A 23,230-nucleotide genomic window follows, 5' to 3' on the forward strand; every position below is an offset into this window, starting at 1 on the left:
TGAGCTCTTATCTTCATGACTATTCGGGACAAACAGGGGTTAGAACAAGCCTATGGCCCACTCTCCGATTCCGTACCCTCATCAGCAGTCGAAGTTGCAGGATCCTCTTCACTCTTATCATTTAATGGTTTCAGCTTCAAAGTAACCAATGTTTTGCCGTTCTTTGTTCCTTCAATCTGTTCCGAGACATATCCTTCGCCTTCTACCGCAATCTCCACTTTTAGAAGTGTTAGAATCTCAAGCGCATCACGCAGCGACTCTCTTTGTAAATTTGGAATGGTAGGCTTGTCCCCTTGCTTGCTTAATAGGTATATACGCTGACCTTGAGCAAGCTTCGTTCCAGCCTCTGGATATTGGGTTTCCACAGAAGCTTCTTCACCGACAACTTCAAAATCAAATCCTTGATCCAGAAGCGTCTCTCTTGCTTCCTTCATCGTTTTGCCCATCAGATCAGGTGTGGTCCGGAGCACAGGCGCTTCAGATTCAACTGTTTTTTTACTATCCTTATCGCTAGTTTCAGTCGCTAACTTTGGAACTCCCATGTATTGCAGAGACTGAGATACGATTTCTTTAAATACAGGAGCTGCAGCTTTACCTCCACCAACCTCAACGTTCGGTTCATCAATAATAACAATAACAGCGATCTTTGGATCATTCACAGGCGCATAACCAATAAAGGAGACCAGTACTTTGGACTTCACGTAGTCCTTACCTTCAACCTTGATAGCCGTTCCTGTCTTACCTGCGACACGGTAACCTTCTATGTGAGCGTTGCGTCCTGTACCTTTGACTTGGTCGGCAACTACCTGCTCCAAGTATTCACCGGTTTTCTTGGCGCTTGCCTCATCAATCACCTGACGCACTACACTAGGCTGAGTAACCTTAGTGTCTCCGGTGTTTGGGTCCGTAACCTCTTTTACCACATATGGAGTCATCAGTTTCCCACCATTGGCGATAGCAGATACAGCAACCAATTGTTGAAGTGGTGTAACTAGCACTTTACCATGCCCATATGCAAGTGTAGCAATTTCGATAGGACGTCCAAGGTTAGGGTTAACGACCCCACTGGCTTCCCCTGGCAAATCGATTCCTGTCTTCCCATTAAAGCCAAAATCATCAATATACTGTAAAAGTCTATCTTGTCCGAGCATTTCATAAAGTTTTACAAAAAGAACGTTACTAGACCGCTTCACACCTTCCAGGAAACTGATTTGCCCCCAGCCGGCACGATTAATATCATGTAATGCCTTACTGTATCCCTTAATTCTGATAGATCCTGACAGAAATGTAGCTACGGGATCAAAAAGCTTCTCTTCTACAGCTGCAGCAAGTGTTACAATTTTGAAGGTCGAACCGGGCTCATAAGTTGATTTAATAGCATGATTGTAGAAACCCGCTGCATCAGCACCCGTATCCATATATTTATTAGGATCAAAGGTAGGCATATTCGCCATCCCCAAAATCTCCATCGTATTCGGATCAGCAGCAATGACACTCATACTTTTCGGCTTATATTGCGCATATGCCTTTTCCATGGCCGCTTGTATATATTGCTGGATTGTACTGTCGATTGTAAGCTTGAAATTACTTCCATTCACTACAGGTTTATAGGTATCTTTTGAATCCGGCAGCTTAACCCCTTGACCGTCACTTTGATAAAGCAGCTTGCCATCGGCACCCTTAAGCTGTTCATCTAGGGATTTTTCCAGACCCATAATCGCCTTGCCATCTCGATCTGTATAGCCTAATATATGCGCAGCAAGCGAACCCTTAGGGTAATATCGTTTCTGCTCTCTAACAAGACCAATTCCAGTCTCTTGAATTTTATGCTCTTTACCTAGGGCTACATAAAATTCTTTCACCTTATCAGCAAGTTCCTGATCGATCTTCCAGCCTTCGTTACGAACCTCACGATTCTTGAGGTATTTACCGTTCTCGTCTTTCGCTTCAACCAGCTTCCGCAGCTCATCTTCTGGCTTGCCGAGTAGCTCATGCAATCCCTTAACGACCTCATCACCAATTCCCTTTTCAGCAATGACTGCCGGGTTTACAACCACAGTATAAGCAGGAACATCACTTGCGAGCACACTCCCATTACGGTCAGAAATCGTTCCTCGCTCTGCTTTGATAGTCGAAGTGTGCGCCCAAAGTGTAGCAGCCTTTTCTTGCCATTCTGAACCCTCCATAACTTGAATCCAGAACACTCTAGCTATCAAAACAAGAAAAAAGAGGGTAATACACCCTCCTATAAACAGCGTGCGAAGTTTTATTCTCTTTACCATAAGCGAACCTCACAATTTTTTTATTGCGATCTTGCCAATCGCTCACTAATTATCGCCTTCTGTCGATATCGGATTCGCCGGAATAAAGATTGTAGCATTTTCATCCGGTGCTACGTATCCAAGATCCTTTGCCTTTTGGGCAACCTTCTGCTCCAAGTTCTGCTTCTCCATCTCAAACGTGGAAATTTGCTTCTTAGCAGTCGCTATATCCTTATCTAATTTCTGGGCCTGCAAGTTCAAATCATAAATATGAACGTAACGTGAAATCAGGGTGATAGCCACCAAAACGCATACTCCTAGCGTCAGCATATACAAAAGTTTCTCTTGCAGCGGAAGTACTCTTCGTTTGGTAACTACTTTTGTCTTCTCGCGGTAAAGGGGGTTTACCTCTTCTTTTCTTTTGGGCTGAACTGCTAAATTGCCGCGGGTATAGGCCATCTCTGACTCTCCTTTATCGTCAATTACAATTTTTCTGCAATGCGCAGCTTAGCTGAACGGGCTCGAGTATTAAGCTCAAGCTCTTCTTCAGAAGGCACAAGCGGTTTGCGGTTGATTAACTTAAGCGTGCCTTTCGCGCCACATACACAAAACGGAAAGTCAGGCGGGCATGTACATCTGCTTAAATAGCTGCTTAGTATTTGCTTGCAAATTCGGTCCTCGAGTGAATGAAAAGTGATAACGGATACTCTACCTTCTGGTGCAAGGCAACGTACTGCGCTATGTAATCCTTCTTCAAAAGCACCCAACTCGTCGTTTACAGCAATCCGTAAACCTTGAAAGCTACGTTTAGCGGGATGTCCTCCCGTTCTTCGTGCAGCCGCCGGAATACCTTCCTTGATAAGCTCAGCTAATTCTCCTGTGGTCTCCACAGGACTTTCTTCTCTTCTGTCTACAATTTTCTTAGCGATTCTCCGCGAGAACTTCTCTTCTCCATATTGGAAAAGCACACGGGCAATCTCCTGCTCAGACCACGTATTCACAATATCAGCAGCCGTTAATAGCGCTGTCTGATCCATCCGCATGTCCAGCGGAGCATCATGATTGTAACTAAATCCGCGTTCTCCCTCATCAAACTGGGGAGAGGATACGCCAAGATCAAAGAGGACTCCATCCACTTGGGGAATGCCATCTTTTTGTGGTACAAAGGGCACATCCTTAAGTACACTCTCCAGATCACGGAAATTGGTCTTAATGAGTACAACCTTGTCTCCGTATTCAGCTAGTCTTTCTTTTGCGTTCTCCAGAGCCCAATCATCTTGATCCAAACAGATTAATCGGCCTTCGCCGCTAAGTTTGGAAGCAATTAGTGCGCTGTGGCCTGCTCCACCGAGAGTGCAATCTACATAGATTCCGTCTTTTTTGATGTGCAGCCCTTCTGTCGCTTCTTCTTTAAGCACCGTGATGTGGTGAAACAAGCTGCATCCCTCCAGGACAGTATTCGATATTGTGTTTTATAGATCAAAATTGAAATCCACCAATTTTTCGGCAATTTCGTTGAACGATTCCTCGGACTGTTCGAAGTACTGCTCCCATAGCTCTTTGTTCCAGATTTCCACCCGGTTCGAAACGCCCAGAATAACACAGTCTTTGTCCAGTTTGGCATACTGCCTTAAATTGGCCGGCAGATTTACCCTTCCCTGCTTATCCCATACACATTCTGTCGCGCCTGAGAAAAAAAAGCGACTGAATGCACGGGCATCTGATTTCATCAGTGAAAGGCTTTTTAGCTTTTGTTCCATGATTGCCCATTCTTCCATGGGATAAACAAATAGACACGAGTCTAGACCACGGGTCGTCACAAAGGAGGTTCCAAGCAATTCACGGAGTTTAGCCGGAATAATAATTCGGCCTTTGTCGTCAATGCTGTGTTGATACTCTCCCATGAACATCCTTTTTCCCACCCCTAATCCCCGAATCCCCACTTTACCCCACTTTTCACCACTTAAGCATAATAGATTCGCCATTAAAAATCAAAAACCTTTTTCTGGTGAAAGGAATTTTTTGCTAAATCAGATGGATCGTTACCCAAAAAACATTTCGCCACAGAAAAAAGCCATACAATCGGAATCTTGTCCGCTGCATGGCTTTTCAAGCATAAACGTCTTCGGTGTCCTTATAAGGACGCCGAAGCGTTTAAGCGAGAAATATAAGGATAATGTATAGCGTAAAACTTATACTCTCTTATATTTTACAAAAGTTGCTTCAGTTCAAGGTACACTTGGTTAATATACTTTATTGTTGTGCGTTCCGTAATTAATCGTTCAGATTCCAGCTGTCCAAATAATCCACTTGTGCTGGAGTCAGACTATCAATGTTAATGCCCAGACTTTGCAGCTTGTAGCGTGCTACCTGCTCATCCAGCTCATAAGGAACATTCTCAACTTTTACGCCAATGCTCTTATAATTATCATTTACATATTTCAACGACAGCGCTTGTAGCGCAAAGGTCGTATCCATAATTTCGGCAGGGTGTCCATCAGCAGCACCCAGATTTACAAGTCTGCCTTCTGCAAGCAGATATAGTTTACGTCCGTCGCGAAGCTGGTACTCTTCGATATTTTTGCGAACAGTACGCTGAGATACGGATCTTTCAGACAATTCAGGCTTATTCACTTCAACGTCGAAATGGCCTGCATTGCACATGATTGCTCCATCCTTCATCACATCATAATGTTCACCGCGAATGACATAACGATTACCAGTTACTGTAACGAAGAAATCACCAACCTTAGCAGCTTCCAGCATAGGCATAACTTCGAAACCGTCCATATGTGCTTCAACAGCTTTAATAGCATCCACTTCTGTGACAACCACTTTTGCGCCCAAACCTTTGGCACGCATAGCAACACCTTTACCGCACCAGCCGTATCCGACAACAACTACGGTTTTGCCCGCAACAATCAGGTTGGTTGTTCGAATAATTCCATCCCATGCGGATTGGCCTGTGCCATAGCGGTTATCAAACAAATATTTGCAATAAGCATCATTTACTGCGACCATTGGGAACTTCAACACACCTTGCTTTTGAAGAGCTTTTAGACGAATGATGCCGGTTGTTGTTTCTTCAGCACCCCCACGAATATTCTCCATTAGATCAGGACGCTCCGAATGCAGCAATGTAGCAAAATCCCCACCATCATCAATAATCAAATCCGGTTTGCTTTCCAGCGCCTTGATATTAAGGGCTTTGAACTCTTCAGGTGACGGGTTGTATTTAGCAAATACGGTAATTCCGTCCTCTACAAGCGCCGCACATACATCATCCTGTGTAGACAGTGGATTCGATCCAGTAATAGTTACTTCTGCACCGCCTGCTTTGACTACCTTCGCCAGATAAGCGGTTTTAGCTTCCAAATGAAGCGTAATAGATACTTTTAATCCTTTGAATGGCTGCTCAGCTTCGAACTGCTCACGGATACGGTTCAATACCGGCATATGTTGACGAACCCAGTCGATTTTCAAATGACCTTCGGGTGCGAGTGACATATCAGCCACGATACTATTTTGTTTTGATGAACTCATAATGAAACCTCCTAAAAGTTTTATGGAGCAATACTTCTATGTTTTACTTCGCAATAAAACTTGCATCGTAAGCATACGCTTTGTTTTATGGAGCAATACTTCTCTACATATAAATGATACGATGCGTCCCACTATAATCCGGTTCAATAGCCATCAGCTCATCTAACCATGGAAGTCCGTAGCGGTTCAAGTAATACATGATATTGTACACTCTTTCTTGCAGTTTACCCAGTGGCATTAACGACAACTCGATTCGCTCCCATTGACGGATTGCAGCTTCATTCTGTTTTGCCATTGCATCTTGAGCTTTCGCTTGTAAAAAAGTGATCTGATCTAAAATCTTATCCTTATTGTTATTCCCTAGTTTTAGAAGACCTGCTTGAATGGTTCCAAGCTGCTCAATCAGTGGTTCGTACATGGCGGAGAAAGTAGCTTTAGTTTCTTCGAAACGTTGTTCAATCCCCAACTCATCCTGTGCAGCCAACCACTCATGTCTTTTACGATCTAGTCCCTGTCTTACATCCTCAAAGCTTAGTTGATATTTATCCATATGCTTATGAAGCGTACCTTCCACCACTGTGAAAGACATTCGCGGGATGATCAGGGGCATTTGTCCCCCAATGGTCTCAAACGCACGATGCGGAATGGCCCAATAAGCAATCTCACCTTGACCTAGCACCGTTGCTAGAACCGGCAACACATAATCCTGCATAAGCGGACGTGTCAGCACGTTGTTACTGAATAGTTCCGGATGAACCTTCACTTCCTCCAGTAGTTCATCCCGGGTGAACGATACCTGGCCCTTGCGATCGGCAAAAACGCCATCTTTCTTATGAAGCAATAATCGTACACCTTCATGTATATAAAAGAGGTTGGCATTGCCTGCCGTAACGTCAGCCTGAAGCTCATACCCAGCGTTCACGATATCAGAAGCAGAATTCATGTACGCTGTTTCCAGTGCATCATTCTGCATAATTAGCGAAGTAAAGAAAGGCTCTTCTAACTTACGAAGGTTAGGATCAGCAGAATCAAGCAGGATCAGACCAAATTTACCAAATAAAGAACCCATCAGTTTGGCAAAAGCATCCGTCATACTATCTGCTCTAAACGAAGAAGATCGAATAAATTCCATAATTTGCGGTTTAAAGTCACTATCTTGAAGTAGTGCATCCAGCTGTTCCACTACTTGCTCCCAGCTTTCATCTTCTACACGAATATTACTCACCGAGGAGCGTTTCTCCTCTGATTTCTCTATCTTAATCTTTGTAATCTCTTGCGTACGATTCAATACATACGTATGATTCACTTCATCCCAGTCATGATCCTCTCCTGCAATCCAGAATAATGGGACTACAGGTCGACCGAGCTGTTCTGCTGCTTCTTTTGCCGCCATAATGGTTGTCATTGCTTTATATACTACAAGTAGTGGTCCTGTAAATAATCCGCTTTGCTGTCCGCCAGTAACCACTAACGTTCCCGACTGTTCTAAAAGTGCCAGGGAAGACATCACCGCATCATGTGAATTATGCTTTTCATTATATTGCCGTAGACATGCAGCAACTTGTGTCCGGTCTGCACGGAGACCCTCACTACGATCCAGCCATTCTGCCCGAATGCTTCTACTCTCTTTGCTTCGGAAATCCCCACCATACAAATGACTAACTTTTTCAAAATTTTCTATATAGTCGCGCGCGAGTGCAGATCCACCCGGGAGCGGTTCCTTAACAATATTCATTTGCTAGTGCCTCCAGTTCTACTGAGCAGTTATATGTAAATCCAAGTTCGTAAACTCTATATGATTGTATCCAAAGTCAGGGGCCGCGTCAAAAGAATTACATACCTGCAAAAAAGCAATGCAAGAGCAGCCGTTTTATTTTCTTATCCATTAAAATGATTATTAAATATCCCCACTACATACAAGAGGCGAGAGCATAACGCTCCCGCCTGTCTAATACTCGCTATAGATTTAAGCAAATTTTTTGCTTACCCAGTGTCCTTTGGATACTTCTACTAATTCAAAGTCACTATCATTGCTCTTTTCGTTAGCAGAATAAATAGGACTACCAAGCTCATCATGCAAGTGAATACGTTTCTTGTTCACTTCAATTTCCGGATCCGGAATTGGAATAGCTGACAAGAGAGATTTGGTATAAGGGTGGATAGGATTTGCATAAAGCTCTTCACTTTCCGCCAATTCTACCATTTTACCCAAATACATAACTGCTACGCGATCACTGATATGTTTAACCATGGACAGATCATGCGCGATGAAAAGATAAGTCAATCCCAGACGATCTTGCAATTCTTTAAGCAAGTTTACGACCTGAGCCTGAATGGATACGTCAAGCGCGGAAATCGGCTCATCACAAACGATGAACTTAGGATTTACCGCTAACGAACGGGCAATCCCAATACGTTGGCGTTGTCCACCAGAGAATTCATGCGGATAACGAGTAGCGTGATCATGGTTAAGACCAACCATATCGAGCAGCTCTTCGATCCGTTTTTTACGTTCTGCACGACTGCCAGCCATTCCGTGAATGTCCAGTGCCTCGCCGATGATATCAGAAACCGTAAAACGCGGGTTAAGTGATGCGTACGGATCTTGGAAAATCATCTGCATGTCACGGCGCATTGCTTTCATTTTGTTAGAAGGCAATTTATAAATGTCTGTACCATTATATTTCACACTTCCGGCAGTTGGCTCATACAAGCGAAGAATTGTACGTCCAGCAGTAGTCTTACCACAACCGGATTCCCCTACCATTCCAAGCGTCTCGCCCTCACGGATGGAGAAGTTAATATTATCAACAGCCTTAAGAACCTTGCCTTGACCTACATTAAAATATTTCTTAAGACCTTCTACCTCTATTAGGTTCTTACTCAAGAGTACTGCACCTCCTTGGCCATCGAATGCAGATTCCAGCAACGCGCCATATGCGTTTCGCTGAATTCTGTGGCGCCGGGATCGATTTGTTCGCAAACATGCATTGCTTCATTGCAACGCGCGGTGAACGGACAGCCGATCGGCGGCTTGATCAGATCTGGCGGTGTGCCGATGATCGGAATGAGCGGCTCGCCCTTCTTTTGGTCCAGACGCGGCATCGAGCGCAGCAGACCTTTGGTATATGGATGCTGTGGATTCTTAAAGATTTCCCATCTTGTTCCGGTCTCCACAACTTCACCTGCATACATTACAATAACCCGATCACACATACCGGCAACGACGCCAAGATCATGGGTAATCAAAATGATGGAGGTACCTAGTTTTTGCTGCATCTCTCTCATAACTTCCATGATCTGCGCCTGAATGGTTACGTCAAGAGCCGTTGTAGGCTCGTCCGCTATGAGTAAAGCCGGACGGCAGGCTAGCGCGATTGCAATCATTACACGCTGGCGCATACCGCCTGAAAACTCGTGGGGATATTGGTTAAAGCGAGCCTCAGCATTTGTGATGCCAACTAATTTGAGCATCTCAATACCTTGCTTTTTCGCTTCGGCCGCTGACATTTTCTGATGTTTAATCAAAACTTCAGTGATCTGTTTGCCCACTTTGATGGTTGGGTTCAAAGAAGTCATCGGGTCTTGAAAAATCATGCCAATATCTTTACCGCGAATGGATTCCATTTCTTTCATGCTTTTGTCTAGCAGATTTTGTCCTTGGAAAATAATTTCTCCCTTTTTCACTTTAGAGGGTGGGGAAGGGATCAACCGCATAATCGATTGTGCAGTTACACTCTTACCGCTGCCGGACTCGCCGACGATGGCAACCGTTTCACCTTTGCCAATTTCAAAATTCATACCACGGACAGCTTGCACTTCTCCGCCTTTAACAAAGAACGAAACATGCAAATCTTTGACTTGTAAAATAGGTTCCATCCATAACCCTCCTATTTTTTCAGCTTAGGATCAAGCGCGTCACGAAGACCATCACCGAAAATGTTGAAAGAAAGCATGGTTAAACTGATCAGAATGGCAGGGAACAGGAAGCGCCATGGATAGTACAACCAACCGGTGAGTGAATCGTTAATCATAGATCCAAGTGAAGCGATAGGAGCTTGTACACCAAGACCCAAGAAGCTTAGGAAAGCCTCAGCAAAAATTGCATTTGGTACAGAAAGTGTAATCGTTACAATAATCGGACCCACTGCGTTCGGCAGAAGGTGTTTGAACAACAGTCTCGCAGAACCTGCACCCATGGAACGAGAAGCCAATACGAACTCGCGATTCTTAAGCTGCATAATTTCACCGCGTACAATCCACGACATCGTAATCCAACCCGTGATGGTTAAGGCCAGGATGATGGTACCAAGACTTGGTTCAAGCACAACCAAAAGCAAAATTACAACAAGCAGATAAGGAATGGAGTACAAAATTTCAGAGAATTTGTTCATGATATTATCTACACGGCCGCCGAAGAAGCCCATAATACCTCCATAGATAACACCGATAAACAAGTCGATGGCTGCCGCAGCTAGACCAACGATCAAGGAGATCCGTGCGCCGTACCAAGTACGAACGAAAATATCACGTCCAAGATCATCCGTTCCAAACCAGTGATCGGAGGAAGGGGGCTTATTGGTATTCATCAAGTCATTGGAGTAATAGTTATATTTCGAGAATAAGGGAGCGATAATCGCTGCAAGCACGATCAAGCCTAGAATCCCAAGCGCGGTCATCGCCATTTTGTTTTGACGCAACCGTTGCCAAGAATCTTTCCAGGCAGAGAGACTCTCCCGCTGAATTACCTCGGCTTCTTTTTCATCTACACCGACTTTTTGAAAATCTTCCGGTTTTAGATTCATGTTCTTTAACAAGTTATTATCAGATGCCACTCTTTAGCCCTCCTTTCCTCCACTTAATTTCATACGTGGGTCAATCAATACATAAGCAATATCAGTAATGAAACGGGCCACCATGAGTAGTACACCATAGAAAATGGTTATCCCCATAATAACGGTATAGTCACGGACACCAATCGCTTCCACGAACTGTTTACCAATACCCCCAACACCAAAGATCTGCTCGATAACAACCGAACCAGTTACGATGTTAGCTGTCATAGGTCCCATGTAAGTAACAACCGGAAGGATACCATTTCGAAGTACGTGACGACTTAGAATAGCCATCCAGCTTAATCCCTTAGCCTTAGCCGTTTTGATATAATCCGCATTCAGAACTTCAAGCATACTTGAACGTGTCAAGCGCGCTATAAATGCTATTGGCTGAGCCGAGAGCGCTGCTACAGGAAGGAAATAATAGATTGGTCCTTTAAAACCTGAAACCGGTACCCAACCCAATTTGAAAGCGAACACATACTGTAATAATGACGCGACTACAAAGCTCGGAACCGCAATCCCCAGAACTGCCAACACCATCGCGGCGCTGTCAAGAAACTTTCTGTGATAGAGTGCCGCTAACATGCCGAGAAGAACCCCAACAATAACCGCCACAACAATTGCGACGAGTCCCAGCTTCAGCGACGCTGAAAAGGTTTGACCGATCAAATGTGATACATCTTGATTCAGGCGTTTCATGGATACACCCAGATCACCTTGGATAATATCACCTAAATACTTAAAATACTGATGAGAGAGCGGCTTGTCCAGACCATATTGCTCCATCAAACGCGCTTTAATTTCTGGCGGTACTTTCTTCTCAGAAGTAAACGGATCCCCTGGAATAGCTTTCATCAAGAAAAAAGTTGCTGAAATCAGTACAAATAATGAAACCAACATATAGAAGAATTTATTTGCGACATAACGAACCATCCCCATCACACCTCCTCCGACAAATTTTTTGAGAGCATTATATTGATTTTATGAAAAAAACGGATTTTTGTCCATTTTCTAAATATGTTATAAATAACAATAAATAACAAATAGACGGAAATACAAAAAAAAGGGATATATATGGAGTTCCACATATATATCCCGAAGTATTGTGTTACTTCAGTCAACTAACTATTCTGTTTAAATTACATGAGCTAAATCTTAGTGCTCAAGCAAGTATCCACGAGTCAAGTCAATTGCACCACTGAAGTCAAGAGTAACACCTTTGAGGTACTCTTTAGTCAGGGAGTTGTTAGTGTAGTAGTACAAAGGAATCAAAACTTGATCTTGCTCGATGAGCAATTTCTCAGCTGCTGCAAACTTGTCTTGACGTACTTTCAAGTCAGTACTTGCTTTAGCTTCGCTGATCAACTTGTCATACTCAGGGTTAGCGTAACCAGTATCATTGTTACCGCCACCTGTTACCCACATATCAAGGAAAGTCATTGGATCATTGTAATCCGCAGTCCAACCAGCACGTGCAACTTGGTAGTTCAGGTTTTGACGGTTTTCAATAAATACAGCCCACTCTTGGTTAACGGTTTGTACGTCGATACCAAGGTTGTTTTTCCACATATCAGCAATCGCCAAAGCGATTTTCTTGTGACCTTCACTTGTGTTGTAAGTCAATGAGAATGTAGGCAGTTTATCCATACCTTCTTCTTTCAGACCTTCAGCAAGCAAAGTTTTAGCTTGTTCTAGATCTTCAGTGAAGTAGCTATCTTTAACTGCTGTACGGTATTCACCATCAGCACCAGCGATACCCGGAGGTACATAACCGAATGCTGGGAATTGTCCACCTTGTACTACATTGTCAATCAAAGCTTGACGGTTAATGGACATTGCAAGAGCTTTACGGATTTTAGCGTTTGTGAAAGGTTTTTCAGTGATATTGAATTCGTAGTAGTATACGGAAGCAATACCTTTACGGCTGAATTCTTTAGGAAGTTCTTTTTGCACGATTGGAATTTGTTCTGATGGAATTTCACCAGTTGGTCCACCGGCACGATCGTATTCACCGTTCTTGTAGCTGAGCAGTTCAGTTGCACCACTGTTTACAAGAGAGAAGTCGATTTTGCTAAGTTTAATGGCATCTTTATCCCAATATTTATCATTTTTAGATACAACAAGTGTTTGACCAGTAGTCCACTCAGTAAGAGTGAAAGCACCGTTAACGATCATACTGTCTTTGCTTGTTGCCCATTTAGCATTACCCTCAGTGGATTTGTGAATTGGGTAATACGTGTAGAAGGAAAGCAATCCAAGGAAGTAAGGAGTTGGGGCTTCAAGAGTAACTTCTAGAGTTTTCTCATCAACCGCTTTGACACCAACTTGACTGAAATCTGTAATTTCTTTGTTGTAATACTTTTGAGCGTTTTTGATGTAGTACAATTGATAAGCGTAAGGCGCAGCGGATGCAGCAGCAGGATCGAGCACGCGTTTCCAAGCGCGAACGAAGTCTTCTGTTGTTACAGGATCGCCGTTACTCCATTGTGAGTCACGTAGTTTGAAAGTATATACCAGACCGTCAGCGGAAATGTCCCAGCTTTCAGCAACACCTGGTTCAGCTTGACCAGATTCATCATTCATGCGAGTCAAACCTTCATACATAGTCTTCAGGACTGTGTTAGCTTGGCTATCTTGTGCCAATCCTGGATCAAATGTTGGAGGCTCAGAGCTTAGGTTGATTCTCAGTGTTTGGTCCGCAGCCAATTTCTCTTCTGTAGCCGCATTACCAGTTCCCGTGTTACCAGTGTTACCAGCATTACCTTTATTGCCGCTGTTCGCGTTGTTTCCGCCGCAGCCAGCAAGCACTGTGCCGATAACAAGTACTAATGCAAGCATTAGCAATAGACTTTTACTCTTCTTCATCTAGCAGTTCCCCCTAAATAGAATGTGGTATATGGTTTATGATTATACAACCAGTGGTCAAAAAAATCTAGTGGTATGTTTTCAGAAAATTCTTTTTTTATTAAAACTTTAAACTTTTGTGACGTTGCCGCTTCACCGGAGCAGTGGAACATTACATCGCTTGTGATATGTACTTAATTAGCCCTACAAACATAAATAATAAATATCCGACGCTCATAAAAAAGAAGGAAAGTCTCCAAACTGCCCGAAATAACCGCTTCCCATCTACTTTTCCTTTCAGTCGATTCTGAGCGCCGCCAATCAATCCAGTGGATATTAATACAATAAGTAGTATAAGATAAAACCCAAAACCGTTATTAAACAAGTTGTTAAATAATGCGGAGACCGATAATAATAAAAAAAATGTAGTCACGTCCATAGCGAGCATAAAAGTTTTCTTTTTATCTTTTTTCAAGCCTCTTCCAATGAAATAAACAATTAAAAACGGTATTATTGGAATCAAACTTAAAGTACCGACCGAATTCATCAGCAATCCCATAGCTTCACCTCTCCTCCGAGATCATACCTATATTCCCTCAACTAATTGGCAGATCAAGCGATGTAAAGGAACCAATGTTCCAGTGCGTTCTGCCATTTCTACAAGACTTCCATTGATCCAATGAATTTCTGTGCTTCTTGAAGCTAGAACATCTGCCAGCATGGACGAAGTATTGCCAGCCGTTGTCCTGCACACTTTAAGGATGTTATCCCACGCATCATGATCATAAGTAATTCCGAAGGCATCATATACCATAGTAGCTTCTCTAAAAAGTTCTTTCATTAACTGCAGGCGCTCTTCTGAAGCAAGCAGTTCACCATTTGGAATACGCCAAATCGCTGTGAGCGGATTAATAACGGCATTGATTAGGAGCTTCCGGTAAATCATGGTATCCACTTCATTCGACAAAAAGGCTGAGAATCCTGCCATAATGAGAACTTCTATTAAATAATTCACTTGTAATTCAGTATGTATACTATGGGCTTGTCCATCCTTTAAGCTCCATTTCCCTATCCATACCTCCCCCGCACCTGCATGAATGACCTCAGTTAAAGACTTTCGCTTCGCAGCTTCTGTTGTTACGGCAGCATATAAATTAGCTTTCGGCAGCACGTTACTGAGCATCTCCATATGTCCAATGCCATTTTGAAAACAAATGATGTGTACCTGTTGTTCCCTAAGAGGGGCTAGAAATTCAGGTAAAACATTATGTAGTATGTCCTGTTTAACCGTTACTATGATCCAATCACTAGGCTCACGGAGATAGGCATCTGCAAATCCCTCTATTGGTGCGGACACAAATCGATCCCCCGAAATCGAAATTGGATCGCGCCCATCCTCATAGCTCACAGTTAAGCCCTCATCTTTTAATTTCCGGCACTGCTCTACCCCTCGACACCACAACCTCACTTCATTCCCGGACTGGGCCAGCCTCCCTGCCAAAAGCAGCCCAAGTGAACCCGCACCGATTATATCGATTTTCATCTGATCCTCCTGTTGATCTCAAGCGCAATTTTTCTAAGTATAGCCTTAATATACCAAGAAGAACCGCCGTTGTCGTCCTCCATAAATGACAATACAAAACCAAAACGCCCGCAAATGGCGCTAATAAAGCGAACCACTTACGGGTGTTTTAGTTTGCCTATCTTTTATTCAATACGTTCTAAATTTCCGTTCCCATCCATTTTGAAACGAGTCTTCATTTCTTCTTCTTCTTCGTTTAAGAAAGCTAACCTACGCGCACGATCCATAATCTGAATTAAAGCTTTGTAATCATCATTGACTACCCGGTAGTCACTTTGAGCAAGATTAACCTCTTTTGACAACCGCTCATTCTCAGATCTTAATTCTGTTAATTCATCTTCCTTCTCGCGCAAATCTCTCTCCAGCATTTTCAGCTGGCGTCCTGCCTCCTGGATCGTACCTTTCCATTGTCTCAGGAAACGTATAACCGCATCAATGGATAATGTGTTTTCACTTAATCCTTCGCCTCGTCCGAATTCCTCATCGGTATCCCCGAGAATCAGACCCGCTACCTGCGCTCCTCTTACCGACGGCTGCTTTTTCAGGTAACTTCTCTTTTGACGTTGGCCTTTAGCGATTCCAATTGCACCTTCATAGCTTTTTCGAACACAGCTGTTCCAGCGGAATCCGCAAGCAGCCGACGTTCTGCCGATTTTCTCACCCACTTCTTCAAAAGCAGCAAGTTGTGTACTGCCCTCCCGAATGTGGCGCAAGGTTACTTCTGCCAGTATTAGATCATCTTCTGCACTCCAAGCATCCTGTCTAACGGCTGTCATCCAACCAAACCTCCTAACAACATCTTGAAATAACCATCTCCATAACCGACAGCTCTGCCGGGTAGTGAATAGGGATAAAAGCTGCTTACTCCATTTCTATGCTTCTCATAGAGTTCATAGAATCTATTTGATACTAAATTGTATTTCCATTATCTGCCCACATCATACGCTTTAAGTAATAAATTCTCTTTTTTCAAGCACTAATCACTTCAGTCAATTATAAAAATCACATTTTTTCAAGATTAGTGTATTTTTTTCAATGAATTCGTTTACACATTTTTACTGAACGGGTATAATAAGTCGAAGGAATATTCGTGAGATACATACTGGAAGGGGGACTCTCTCTTGGACCGCATGTTTCGGGTATTAGGTTTTTTTACATTGGCTATTGGATTGATGGCTTTCGCCGGAGGTCTGACAGAAATGGCCTTGCTTTTCTTTTTGCAAACCGCTTTTTTCGTAATTCTCGGTTATTTGAAGTTTACTGAAAAAACTTATGTCCTACTTTTCTGGGCATACATGATTTTGACTTTCACCGGTTTCAGCTATTGGACGATCTTTCAAATGGGTCTTCCACTATAAATTGCAGTGCTCTCTTGAAGCGGATGAGGTCCTTATCTAATAAGGATCACTTCCGTTTTTTTGTTTATCAGTTAATATATTATATATGAGGTCCCCCAAATACCTGTGTACGCATTGAAGGATAGCCTCACTTTGTGGGGATTTTTTGTATGTATGCTATTTTAGAAGGGTTAAACATATTATTAGTACATACATATATCCATTCAAAAAGGACCGGTTTTACCGTCTTTTACGGACCGTTTCCGTTTCTACGAGAAATAGAAGGATGATTTATGGAGTGAAACAGATAAATTCTTATCTTAAATTCAAAAAAAAGGTGGTGGTGTGGTGCGCTCCCGCAATGCCCAAAGCCGCATGATGGCAACCATACTAATTCTCTTCTGCTGTACATTGTTTCCGTTACAATCTTCGATGTACCTGTCTGCCGATCCTAGCGGTTCTTTTTTCAATTCCTCTATACCAGATAATGAAGAAACGCGTAAACTTCTGGAGCAGACTTTATCTTCCGCAGAAATCGAACGGGAAATCATCAAGATTACAGCCGAACAAAAAGCGCTTGAAGAAAAGGTAGATTACCTAGAAGAGCAAGCTATCCAGAAAAAATCTGCCATCGCAAACCAACAAGAGCGTGCAGGCGCGGTCCTTCGTTCTTATTATATGGGGGATAGAGACGGTCTCTTGGCCGCATTTCTATCCGCGAAGAGCATTAGCAGATTTCTGGCACTATTCGATTATTATGAAATTATTATCGGAAATGACCGCAACATTCTCACACAATACGAGGACCAATATAAGGATTTAAAGAAGACCCTCCAGACTGCACAGCGCAGCTCGAAGGATCTTGCACAGCTGCGAACCGCTCTGGAGGAACAGAAAATTCGGGTAGCCGCGCTCAATAAAGAAATTGAAGGTGGGATTAAAGACAGTAGTGATCCTGATAATATGAGCGCTCTACTTCAAGAATTCACATTATATTGGGAGAATATTGGTTTGCGCGAGGTAAAGACTTACTTCAAAGCATTGTCTTCCGCAATGAATAAATTACCGCAGTTTGTCCAGAATCGAGAGGGAGTTCTTACACGTAAGGGGATGACTTATGTTCTGAATCTGAAGGAAGAGGATTTAAACGAATTCCTTCAGTCCCAGAATAAGCTATTTAACGATTTCGCATTTCATTTTAATGACGGAACGATTACTGCCACAGGAAAAAGTGGTGCTTTAGCCCTTTCATTAACCGGTCACTACATCATACAGGAAGAACCCATCAATGGACTTATATTCCAAGTAGATCATGTTGTATTTAATGGTCTCGAATTACCTGACACCACTAGAAGAACACTTGAGGAGGAATTTGATTTAGGCTTTTACCCTGGAAAAATCGTTTCTTTCCTCCGCGCCACAGAAGTAGATAGTAAAGAAGGCGTCCTCCAAGTTAAACTTTCTATCTCATTCTAAGCCTTCCTTAATGAAATCTTTGTACCCAGCCGCATCAATTTTTCCTGTAAGCAGTAAGGATACTGCTTCAACAATCTTACTCCAGCCGCCTTGGAATTCGACCTCCGGGGCGGTTTCTTCTGTCAGTAATAATTCGACTCCAAAAGGAAGCCTATATTTGAAATCATGTTCTGAACGATATAGGACATCCAGCGCAGGCAAACTTCCCGTGTTCTCCAGCCAATCCATTTGAGAATCCTCAGAAGTGATAAACGTCAGCCAATTCACGGCTTCCTTTGGATTTGGGGATTGAGCTGGAAGTGCAAAGGAACGGCTGTAATAAGATTCAAGTCCTCTCCCGTTACTTGCGGTCAGTGGTGCTTCAGCAACTAAAGACGAATTCCCGTGTTTTTTCCACTCAGATAGCGGTAGAGCAGCAACAGCAACGCTTCCGCTCTGAATCATATCCCAAACATCTTTGTTATATCGACTGGTAAGGTAAAAATAACTGCGAGCATTCTGAGTCCAATTTATCACTTCTTGATTATCCGATAGCAAGCTGCTGTTCATACTCTCCATAACAGCGGACAATCCATATGGATTACGTGTATCCATTGCGAGCAAATATTTCCCTTGCTCTTTAAGCACATTCTGAAGCAACGTGTTCCACTGTTCCAGACTTCTTGGTAAGTTAGTGAATCCCAGTTCCGCAAGACGCTGTGGTGAATAAACAAGTACATAAGGGTCAATATCCAGCGGCACTCCCCAATTATATCCGTTCCATTGCATCCATGGGATTAACTGAGTTAACGGTGCAGTTCCCGGAATGCTCTGATACACATCCACCGGCAATAAATATCCACGTGTTGCCCAGTCGAGAATACTTCGTCCATCCGCCATAACGATATCCGGGCTATCCCCGATGGTTAGATCATGCTTCAAAACTTCGTCTGCATCCTCGCTATCAATATTTCTTAATATTACCTTTACTCCACTTTCTAAAGTATAACGATTGCTTAAAAGCTCCAGTTCATTGAATTCCTCACTATTTAACGATACTGTTATGCGCAGGCTATCTATAGTTCCCTCTTCCCCTGAAGAGGGGTTTGTCGACTGACTTTGTGGTTTTTTCATAGGATGTGGGTCGTTATTGGTACTCAATTCCATACTGGGTGACAAGCTTGTCAGCGATAGTAGTAAAATTGCAAAAAGCAGCCAATAATTTTTGCGTTTCAGCACAATTCCCCACCTTCCACATGATTCGTCACCCCTATTTTACCAAACCAGCCGCTGCTTGTCTTTAGAATGTGAAAACGTTCTCTTTCTATTATATAGGGGAAACGACGGAAGAGTTTATTCGTGCATAATTCTTTGGTGAGCGAAGGGCGCTCCGTGTGCGGATTATTCTTCCGATCGCTGTTGTCCCCAGATTTATTGATTATATATCTTATCGGTATAAATCTGAAGACAAAGGCGAGCGCTGTCGCTTCTCCAGAACAATTCCTCCCCCTCCGCTAACCGCTCTCCATTTATGTATCATAACCTACCAAATTCCTCCGCCGTTTCTGGGCGGGCAGGAAAAAGCCGGGAGTTATGCTTCTCCCGGCTGAGATTGAAGATAGGAATAGGTTAGAGAAGATCCGCTGCCAATTGGGCTAGGCGGGAACGCTCGCCTTTTTCCAAAGTAATATGTCCGCTAATCCCTTGCTGCTTAAACTTCTCAACAATATAACTAAGTCCGTTACTCGCAGCATCCAGATACGGATGATCGATTTGCTCCGGATCACCCATAAGAATCACTTTACTTCCTTCACCCGCTCTGGAGACGATTGTCTTCACCTCATGACGGGAAAGGTTCTGAGCTTCATCAATAATAATGAACTGCGCAGGGATTGAACGGCCACGAATATAAGTTAAGGCTTCTACCTGTATGCTGCCTAAGCCCATTAAGATTTTATCGATATCGCCAGCTTTTTTGGTGTCGAACAGAAACTCCAGATTATCATAAATAGGCTGCATCCAGGGTCTGAGCTTCTCATCCTTCTCTCCGGGTAAATAACCAATGTCTTTACCCATAGGAACTACTGGACGAGCAATAAGCAGTTTTTTGTATTTATGCTCATCCTCAACTTTGAATAGTCCGGCAGCAAGCGCCAATAATGTCTTCCCTGTACCAGCCTTACCCGTAATGGTTACAAGCGGGATTTCATCATTGAGAAGCAGCTCCAATGCCATTCGTTGCTGAGCATTTCGGGCGCTGATCCCCCAAACTGAATCATTGCCCAGATAAAGCGGCTCCAGACGGGTCGCATCACTATTCACTTTGAGAAGAGCTGATTTGCCCGTGCCTATCTCATCCTTGAGGATCACAAATTCATGTGGGTACAAGGGATATGACAACCCGAGCTGTTTAACCGTTAAAGAGCGGTGACTGTAATATTCATCAATCAATGCCGGATGTACCTGCAGAGATTGGTAACCAGTGTAAAGTTCATTTAAATCCCCAGTGCGATCTGACAAATAATCCTCTGGCGTAATTCCTAGCACATCCGCTTTAATACGAACCAGCACATCCTTACTCACAAGCACTACGGGACGCGGATCAGGCTTCTCTTTCTCTTCGATTAAATAGTTGAGAGCTACAGCCAAAATCCGATTGTCGTTAGATACCTCACCAAACATTTCCTGTACCTTCACAAAACTGCGATGGTTAAGTTCTACCTTCAGCTTGCCTCCATGCTCCAGCTCCACACCACTATGCAAATGACCTAGCTCACGAAGTCCATCGAGCAATCGGGAAACCGTGCGGGCATTTCGACCGATTTCGTCAGCGTTGCGCTTTTTGGAGTCGATTTCTTCCAGCACAACCGCCGGAATAACCACCTCATGCTCCTTGAAAGAGAAAATCGAATTGGGGTCGTGCAAAAGCACGTTGGTATCTAGCACAAATATCTTGTTCATATTATCCCCTCCACAGCGCCTGGTTTGATTGATCATACATAACTCTTTCCGCCAAGGGAAAAGATAAGGTACAGAAACGATCTTGGCTGAAAGGAGTAATCACATATGAGAAAATCAATGTGTCTGTTGCTGGTACTGCTGCTATTGACAAGCTGCGGTATAGCTAATAAAAAGACATCACCCTCTCCTCAGAATAAACAATCTGCGAATGCTGTAAAGGGTACGGGAAACCATGAGGTTCGGCAATTGGCCAACGATGGTGCAACTAATCCTAAGGCCACCTCAAAAGCTGGTCACACCGTCAGTGTTAAGGGCGAAAGTGAAATTGCACTTAAGGACCATTTTGAACAGTTGGCCAAAAGAGTTCCTGGTGTGAATGGTGCACACTGTGTAGTCATGAACAAGGTAGCCATTGTAGGTCTTGACGTAGAAGGTTCTCTAGACCGATCACGTGTTGGAAGCATTAAATATTCTGTAGCGGAAGCTATCCGCAAAGACCCTAGAAGCGTACGTGCACTTGTCACTGCCGATATGGATCTCTCCAGCCGCTTAGCGGACATGAGCCGTCATATCTCACAGGGACATCCAATTTCCGGATTCTCATCCGAACTGGCTGATATCATCGGTCGAATCATGCCGCAGCTGCCAGAGGATACTAAGCCGATTAAAAATGCACAGTAGAGGACAAAAAAAGCCCAGTGATATTCTCACTAGGCTTTTTTCATGGCAGCAAATACTTGTCCGTCCAGCTTCTCAGCGGCACGTCCATCATAAACCTTTGCATATCTTGGGGCGGATTCAAGCTGCGCTCCATAAAAAAGCGCGTTACGCACCGCCATAATTTCAACATCAAAGCAGCACATCTTGAAAGGTACATCCTGAAGTGGATCCTGCTTTACAACGGCATTGCCGTTAATAGCATAGACAGTACCCTCACCGAACACAGTGACGGTTACTAACGGGTTGACCTTCATGTTGTTCACGAGTCTGGAACGATGATCTACAGCCAGACGCACAGTACTAGGACTAACTGCATAAATCCACGAAATGGCCGTGGACGTTGGACCTCCTGATTCCGCATCAACTGTGTTGAGAAGAACAAAAGTTTCCGATTGCAGCATCGATAACAAGGTTTCGTTCAGCTGAGCAACGGCTTCGGACATAAGTACTGGCCCCCTATGCGGCGTAAATTCATTCAATTTATTATATTATAGCACAGGCTGAAACTTGCATTCAATTTTAGGGCGAAGTGTTATTAAGGACTTTAAGGCGCCTCAGTGGATTCTGAAGTGGAATTAGCAGAAACTCCTGCTAATCGATCCTGCAAGCTTTTCTTGGCAGCCTCAAGCTCCTCATCATTAATATATACATACGGACTTCGCCACGTTCCAGTCACGGGCTTGAATTCGATATCATCTTTGGAAATCTTCCAATAAGTCGCAATCATATCTTTAATCTGCGAATTTTCGATATCAGTCTTCATATTACTATCCACTGCGTCAAGCACCTTACCTATCTTTAATACTCCACCAAGCGATTGCATCTGATCCACCAGTGAATGAAGGACCTCATTCTGACGTTTGTTTCGATCAAAATCGTCTGAACCCTTAGTCTTAGGCTTGCAATTAGATTTACGGTATCGCACATAATCTAGCGCTTTATCTCCATCAAGCTCCGCCGGACCTTTTTTCAAATTGATATTCGTACCGTCAACGCTGTCTGTATAACACATATTATCGCTAATGTTGACTTTGACTCCACCAAGCTCGTCCACCACATCGCGGAAGCCTTGAAAATCCAGAATCGTTGTATAATCTACGTCAATATCTAGATATTTCCCCATCATTGTCTTCATTTCATCTTCTGCCAAAATACCAGAAGAATCTTCTTTCCCCTTAAAGCGAGCATAGAATTCGTTAATCTTCGTCTGCTTGTATCCATTGAGCTCAACTAAGGTATCGCGCGGAAGAGAGACAATGGTTGCTGATTTTGTCTTAGGATTAAGCGCTGCAACCATAATAACATCTGTCAATCTAGATTGATGTTTTGGTCTATTATCCGTACCCAGGATAAGCATCGTCAGTGGTTTTTCTGTAGCCGAATGTCCTGGGGCAACCGTTCCTTTACTACCTGCATTAAAGACCCCATTTTCAAGCTTCCAATACAGATAGCCCCCGTAGCCCAATACGCCAAGAATCGCAATAATGAGTAAGGTTAACAGGATTCTAACTAATCTGCCAAAAAAGCCTCTCTTTTGCGGTTTCTTCTTTTTTTTCTTAGGAGCACCCTTCACAGGCTGTTTTCTATTATTCGGTTGTTGACCACTTGCTCGTGGAGGTAAACTGCTGTTTCGTGTACTCATAGTAGAATAAAGTCCTCTTCATTTCATTTGGAATTAAAATTGCTACA

Annotated in this window: 21 protein-coding genes; 3 read left to right on the top strand and 18 right to left on the bottom strand. The window is 43.3% G+C overall.

What is annotated here, in order from left to right:
• Positions 1 to 50: 50 nt before the first annotated feature.
• The 14 genes from MKY19_RS23095 to MKY19_RS23160 all read right to left on the bottom strand — a co-directional run bounded on the left by MKY19_RS23095 (position 51) and on the right by MKY19_RS23160 (position 15,844).
• Complete coding sequence (locus tag MKY19_RS23095; RefSeq protein WP_339797948.1) at positions 51 to 2,282, bottom strand: penicillin-binding transpeptidase domain-containing protein; 2,232 nt, start codon at positions 2,280 to 2,282, stop codon at positions 51 to 53.
• A gap of 45 nt (positions 2,283 to 2,327) precedes the next feature.
• A complete protein-coding gene (locus MKY19_RS23100) occupies positions 2,328 to 2,720 on the bottom strand; it encodes a septum formation initiator family protein (protein WP_076284765.1) in 393 nt (130 codons plus the stop codon).
• Between the two features lie 23 nt (positions 2,721 to 2,743).
• Entirely contained in the window at positions 2,744 to 3,697 is a 954-nt protein-coding gene (gene rsmH, locus MKY19_RS23105; protein WP_042190866.1) for a 16S rRNA (cytosine(1402)-N(4))-methyltransferase RsmH, read from the bottom strand.
• Positions 3,698 to 3,733: 36 nt separating this feature from the next.
• Positions 3,734 to 4,171: a division/cell wall cluster transcriptional repressor MraZ gene (gene mraZ, locus MKY19_RS23110; protein WP_036683674.1), complete on the bottom strand. Its 438-nt coding sequence runs from the start codon at positions 4,169 to 4,171 to the stop codon at positions 3,734 to 3,736.
• A gap of 364 nt (positions 4,172 to 4,535) precedes the next feature.
• Positions 4,536 to 5,807 carry an adenosylhomocysteinase gene (locus MKY19_RS23115; protein ID WP_188114736.1) on the bottom strand — a complete coding sequence of 424 codons (1,272 nt, stop codon included), beginning with the start codon at positions 5,805 to 5,807 and terminating at the stop codon, positions 4,536 to 4,538.
• 100 nt (positions 5,808 to 5,907) lie between these two features.
• Positions 5,908 to 7,539 (bottom strand): bacillithiol biosynthesis cysteine-adding enzyme BshC, encoded by a 1,632-nt coding sequence (bshC, locus tag MKY19_RS23120; protein ID WP_339797951.1) that lies wholly within the window; start codon positions 7,537 to 7,539, stop codon positions 5,908 to 5,910.
• 231 nt (positions 7,540 to 7,770) lie between these two features.
• A complete protein-coding gene (locus MKY19_RS23125; RefSeq protein WP_042190873.1) occupies positions 7,771 to 8,691 on the bottom strand; it encodes an ATP-binding cassette domain-containing protein in 921 nt (306 codons plus the stop codon).
• On the bottom strand, positions 8,688 to 9,683 hold the full coding sequence (locus tag MKY19_RS23130; protein ID WP_042190876.1) for an ABC transporter ATP-binding protein: 996 nt from the start codon (positions 9,681 to 9,683) through the stop codon (positions 8,688 to 8,690). Before MKY19_RS23130 ends, MKY19_RS23125 begins: the two co-directional genes overlap by 4 nt.
• Before the next feature lie 11 nt (positions 9,684 to 9,694).
• Positions 9,695 to 10,609: an ABC transporter permease gene (locus MKY19_RS23135; protein WP_042194363.1), complete on the bottom strand. Its 915-nt coding sequence runs from the start codon at positions 10,607 to 10,609 to the stop codon at positions 9,695 to 9,697.
• A gap of 33 nt (positions 10,610 to 10,642) precedes the next feature.
• Complete coding sequence (locus MKY19_RS23140; RefSeq protein ID WP_042190878.1) at positions 10,643 to 11,575, bottom strand: ABC transporter permease; 933 nt, start codon at positions 11,573 to 11,575, stop codon at positions 10,643 to 10,645.
• Between the two features lie 222 nt (positions 11,576 to 11,797).
• Positions 11,798 to 13,507 (bottom strand): peptide ABC transporter substrate-binding protein, encoded by a 1,710-nt coding sequence (locus MKY19_RS23145; protein WP_339797955.1) that lies wholly within the window; start codon positions 13,505 to 13,507, stop codon positions 11,798 to 11,800.
• Between the two features lie 151 nt (positions 13,508 to 13,658).
• Positions 13,659 to 14,045 (bottom strand): DUF3397 domain-containing protein, encoded by a 387-nt coding sequence (locus tag MKY19_RS23150; protein ID WP_042190883.1) that lies wholly within the window; start codon positions 14,043 to 14,045, stop codon positions 13,659 to 13,661.
• A gap of 27 nt (positions 14,046 to 14,072) precedes the next feature.
• Entirely contained in the window at positions 14,073 to 15,029 is a 957-nt protein-coding gene (locus MKY19_RS23155; protein WP_339797959.1) for a 2-dehydropantoate 2-reductase, read from the bottom strand.
• 164 nt (positions 15,030 to 15,193) lie between these two features.
• Positions 15,194 to 15,844, bottom strand: a complete 651-nt coding sequence (locus MKY19_RS23160; protein WP_042130271.1) for an RsfA family transcriptional regulator — start codon at positions 15,842 to 15,844, stop codon at positions 15,194 to 15,196.
• 345 nt (positions 15,845 to 16,189) lie between these two features.
• Here MKY19_RS23160 and MKY19_RS23165 point away from each other — a divergent pair, with 345 nt between their 5' ends.
• Both MKY19_RS23165 and MKY19_RS23170 read left to right on the top strand, forming a co-directional pair.
• The gene (locus MKY19_RS23165) at positions 16,190 to 16,426 is read left to right on the top strand and encodes a DUF2626 family protein (RefSeq protein ID WP_042130273.1); all 237 of its coding nucleotides are present in this window, start codon (positions 16,190 to 16,192) and stop codon (positions 16,424 to 16,426) included.
• Positions 16,427 to 16,753: 327 nt separating this feature from the next.
• Positions 16,754 to 17,881 (top strand): hypothetical protein, encoded by a 1,128-nt coding sequence (locus MKY19_RS23170; protein WP_339797963.1) that lies wholly within the window; start codon positions 16,754 to 16,756, stop codon positions 17,879 to 17,881.
• On the opposite strand, the gene MKY19_RS23175 is transcribed toward MKY19_RS23170, so the two are convergent.
• Positions 17,873 to 19,099 carry an extracellular solute-binding protein gene (locus tag MKY19_RS23175; protein WP_339797966.1) on the bottom strand — a complete coding sequence of 409 codons (1,227 nt, stop codon included), beginning with the start codon at positions 19,097 to 19,099 and terminating at the stop codon, positions 17,873 to 17,875. The two genes, MKY19_RS23170 and MKY19_RS23175, sit on opposite strands and share 9 nt — an antisense overlap.
• Before the next feature lie 390 nt (positions 19,100 to 19,489).
• Positions 19,490 to 20,821: a PhoH family protein gene (locus MKY19_RS23180; RefSeq protein WP_042190890.1), complete on the bottom strand. Its 1,332-nt coding sequence runs from the start codon at positions 20,819 to 20,821 to the stop codon at positions 19,490 to 19,492.
• Positions 20,822 to 20,926: 105 nt separating this feature from the next.
• Here MKY19_RS23180 and MKY19_RS23185 point away from each other — a divergent pair, with 105 nt between their 5' ends.
• Positions 20,927 to 21,502, top strand: a complete 576-nt coding sequence (locus tag MKY19_RS23185) for a YhcN/YlaJ family sporulation lipoprotein (RefSeq protein WP_042190892.1) — start codon at positions 20,927 to 20,929, stop codon at positions 21,500 to 21,502.
• Between the two features lie 29 nt (positions 21,503 to 21,531).
• Here MKY19_RS23185 and MKY19_RS23190 read toward each other — a convergent pair whose 3' ends face one another.
• Positions 21,532 to 21,984: a pyridoxamine 5'-phosphate oxidase family protein gene (locus MKY19_RS23190; RefSeq protein ID WP_042190894.1), complete on the bottom strand. Its 453-nt coding sequence runs from the start codon at positions 21,982 to 21,984 to the stop codon at positions 21,532 to 21,534.
• Between the two features lie 101 nt (positions 21,985 to 22,085).
• Positions 22,086 to 23,183 (bottom strand): LCP family protein, encoded by a 1,098-nt coding sequence (locus MKY19_RS23195; RefSeq protein WP_042190896.1) that lies wholly within the window; start codon positions 23,181 to 23,183, stop codon positions 22,086 to 22,088.
• Positions 23,184 to 23,230: the final 47 nt, after the last annotated feature.

Source organism: Paenibacillus sp. FSL R5-0744, assembly GCF_037972555.1.
Classification (GTDB): domain Bacteria; phylum Bacillota; class Bacilli; order Paenibacillales; family Paenibacillaceae; genus Paenibacillus_AQ.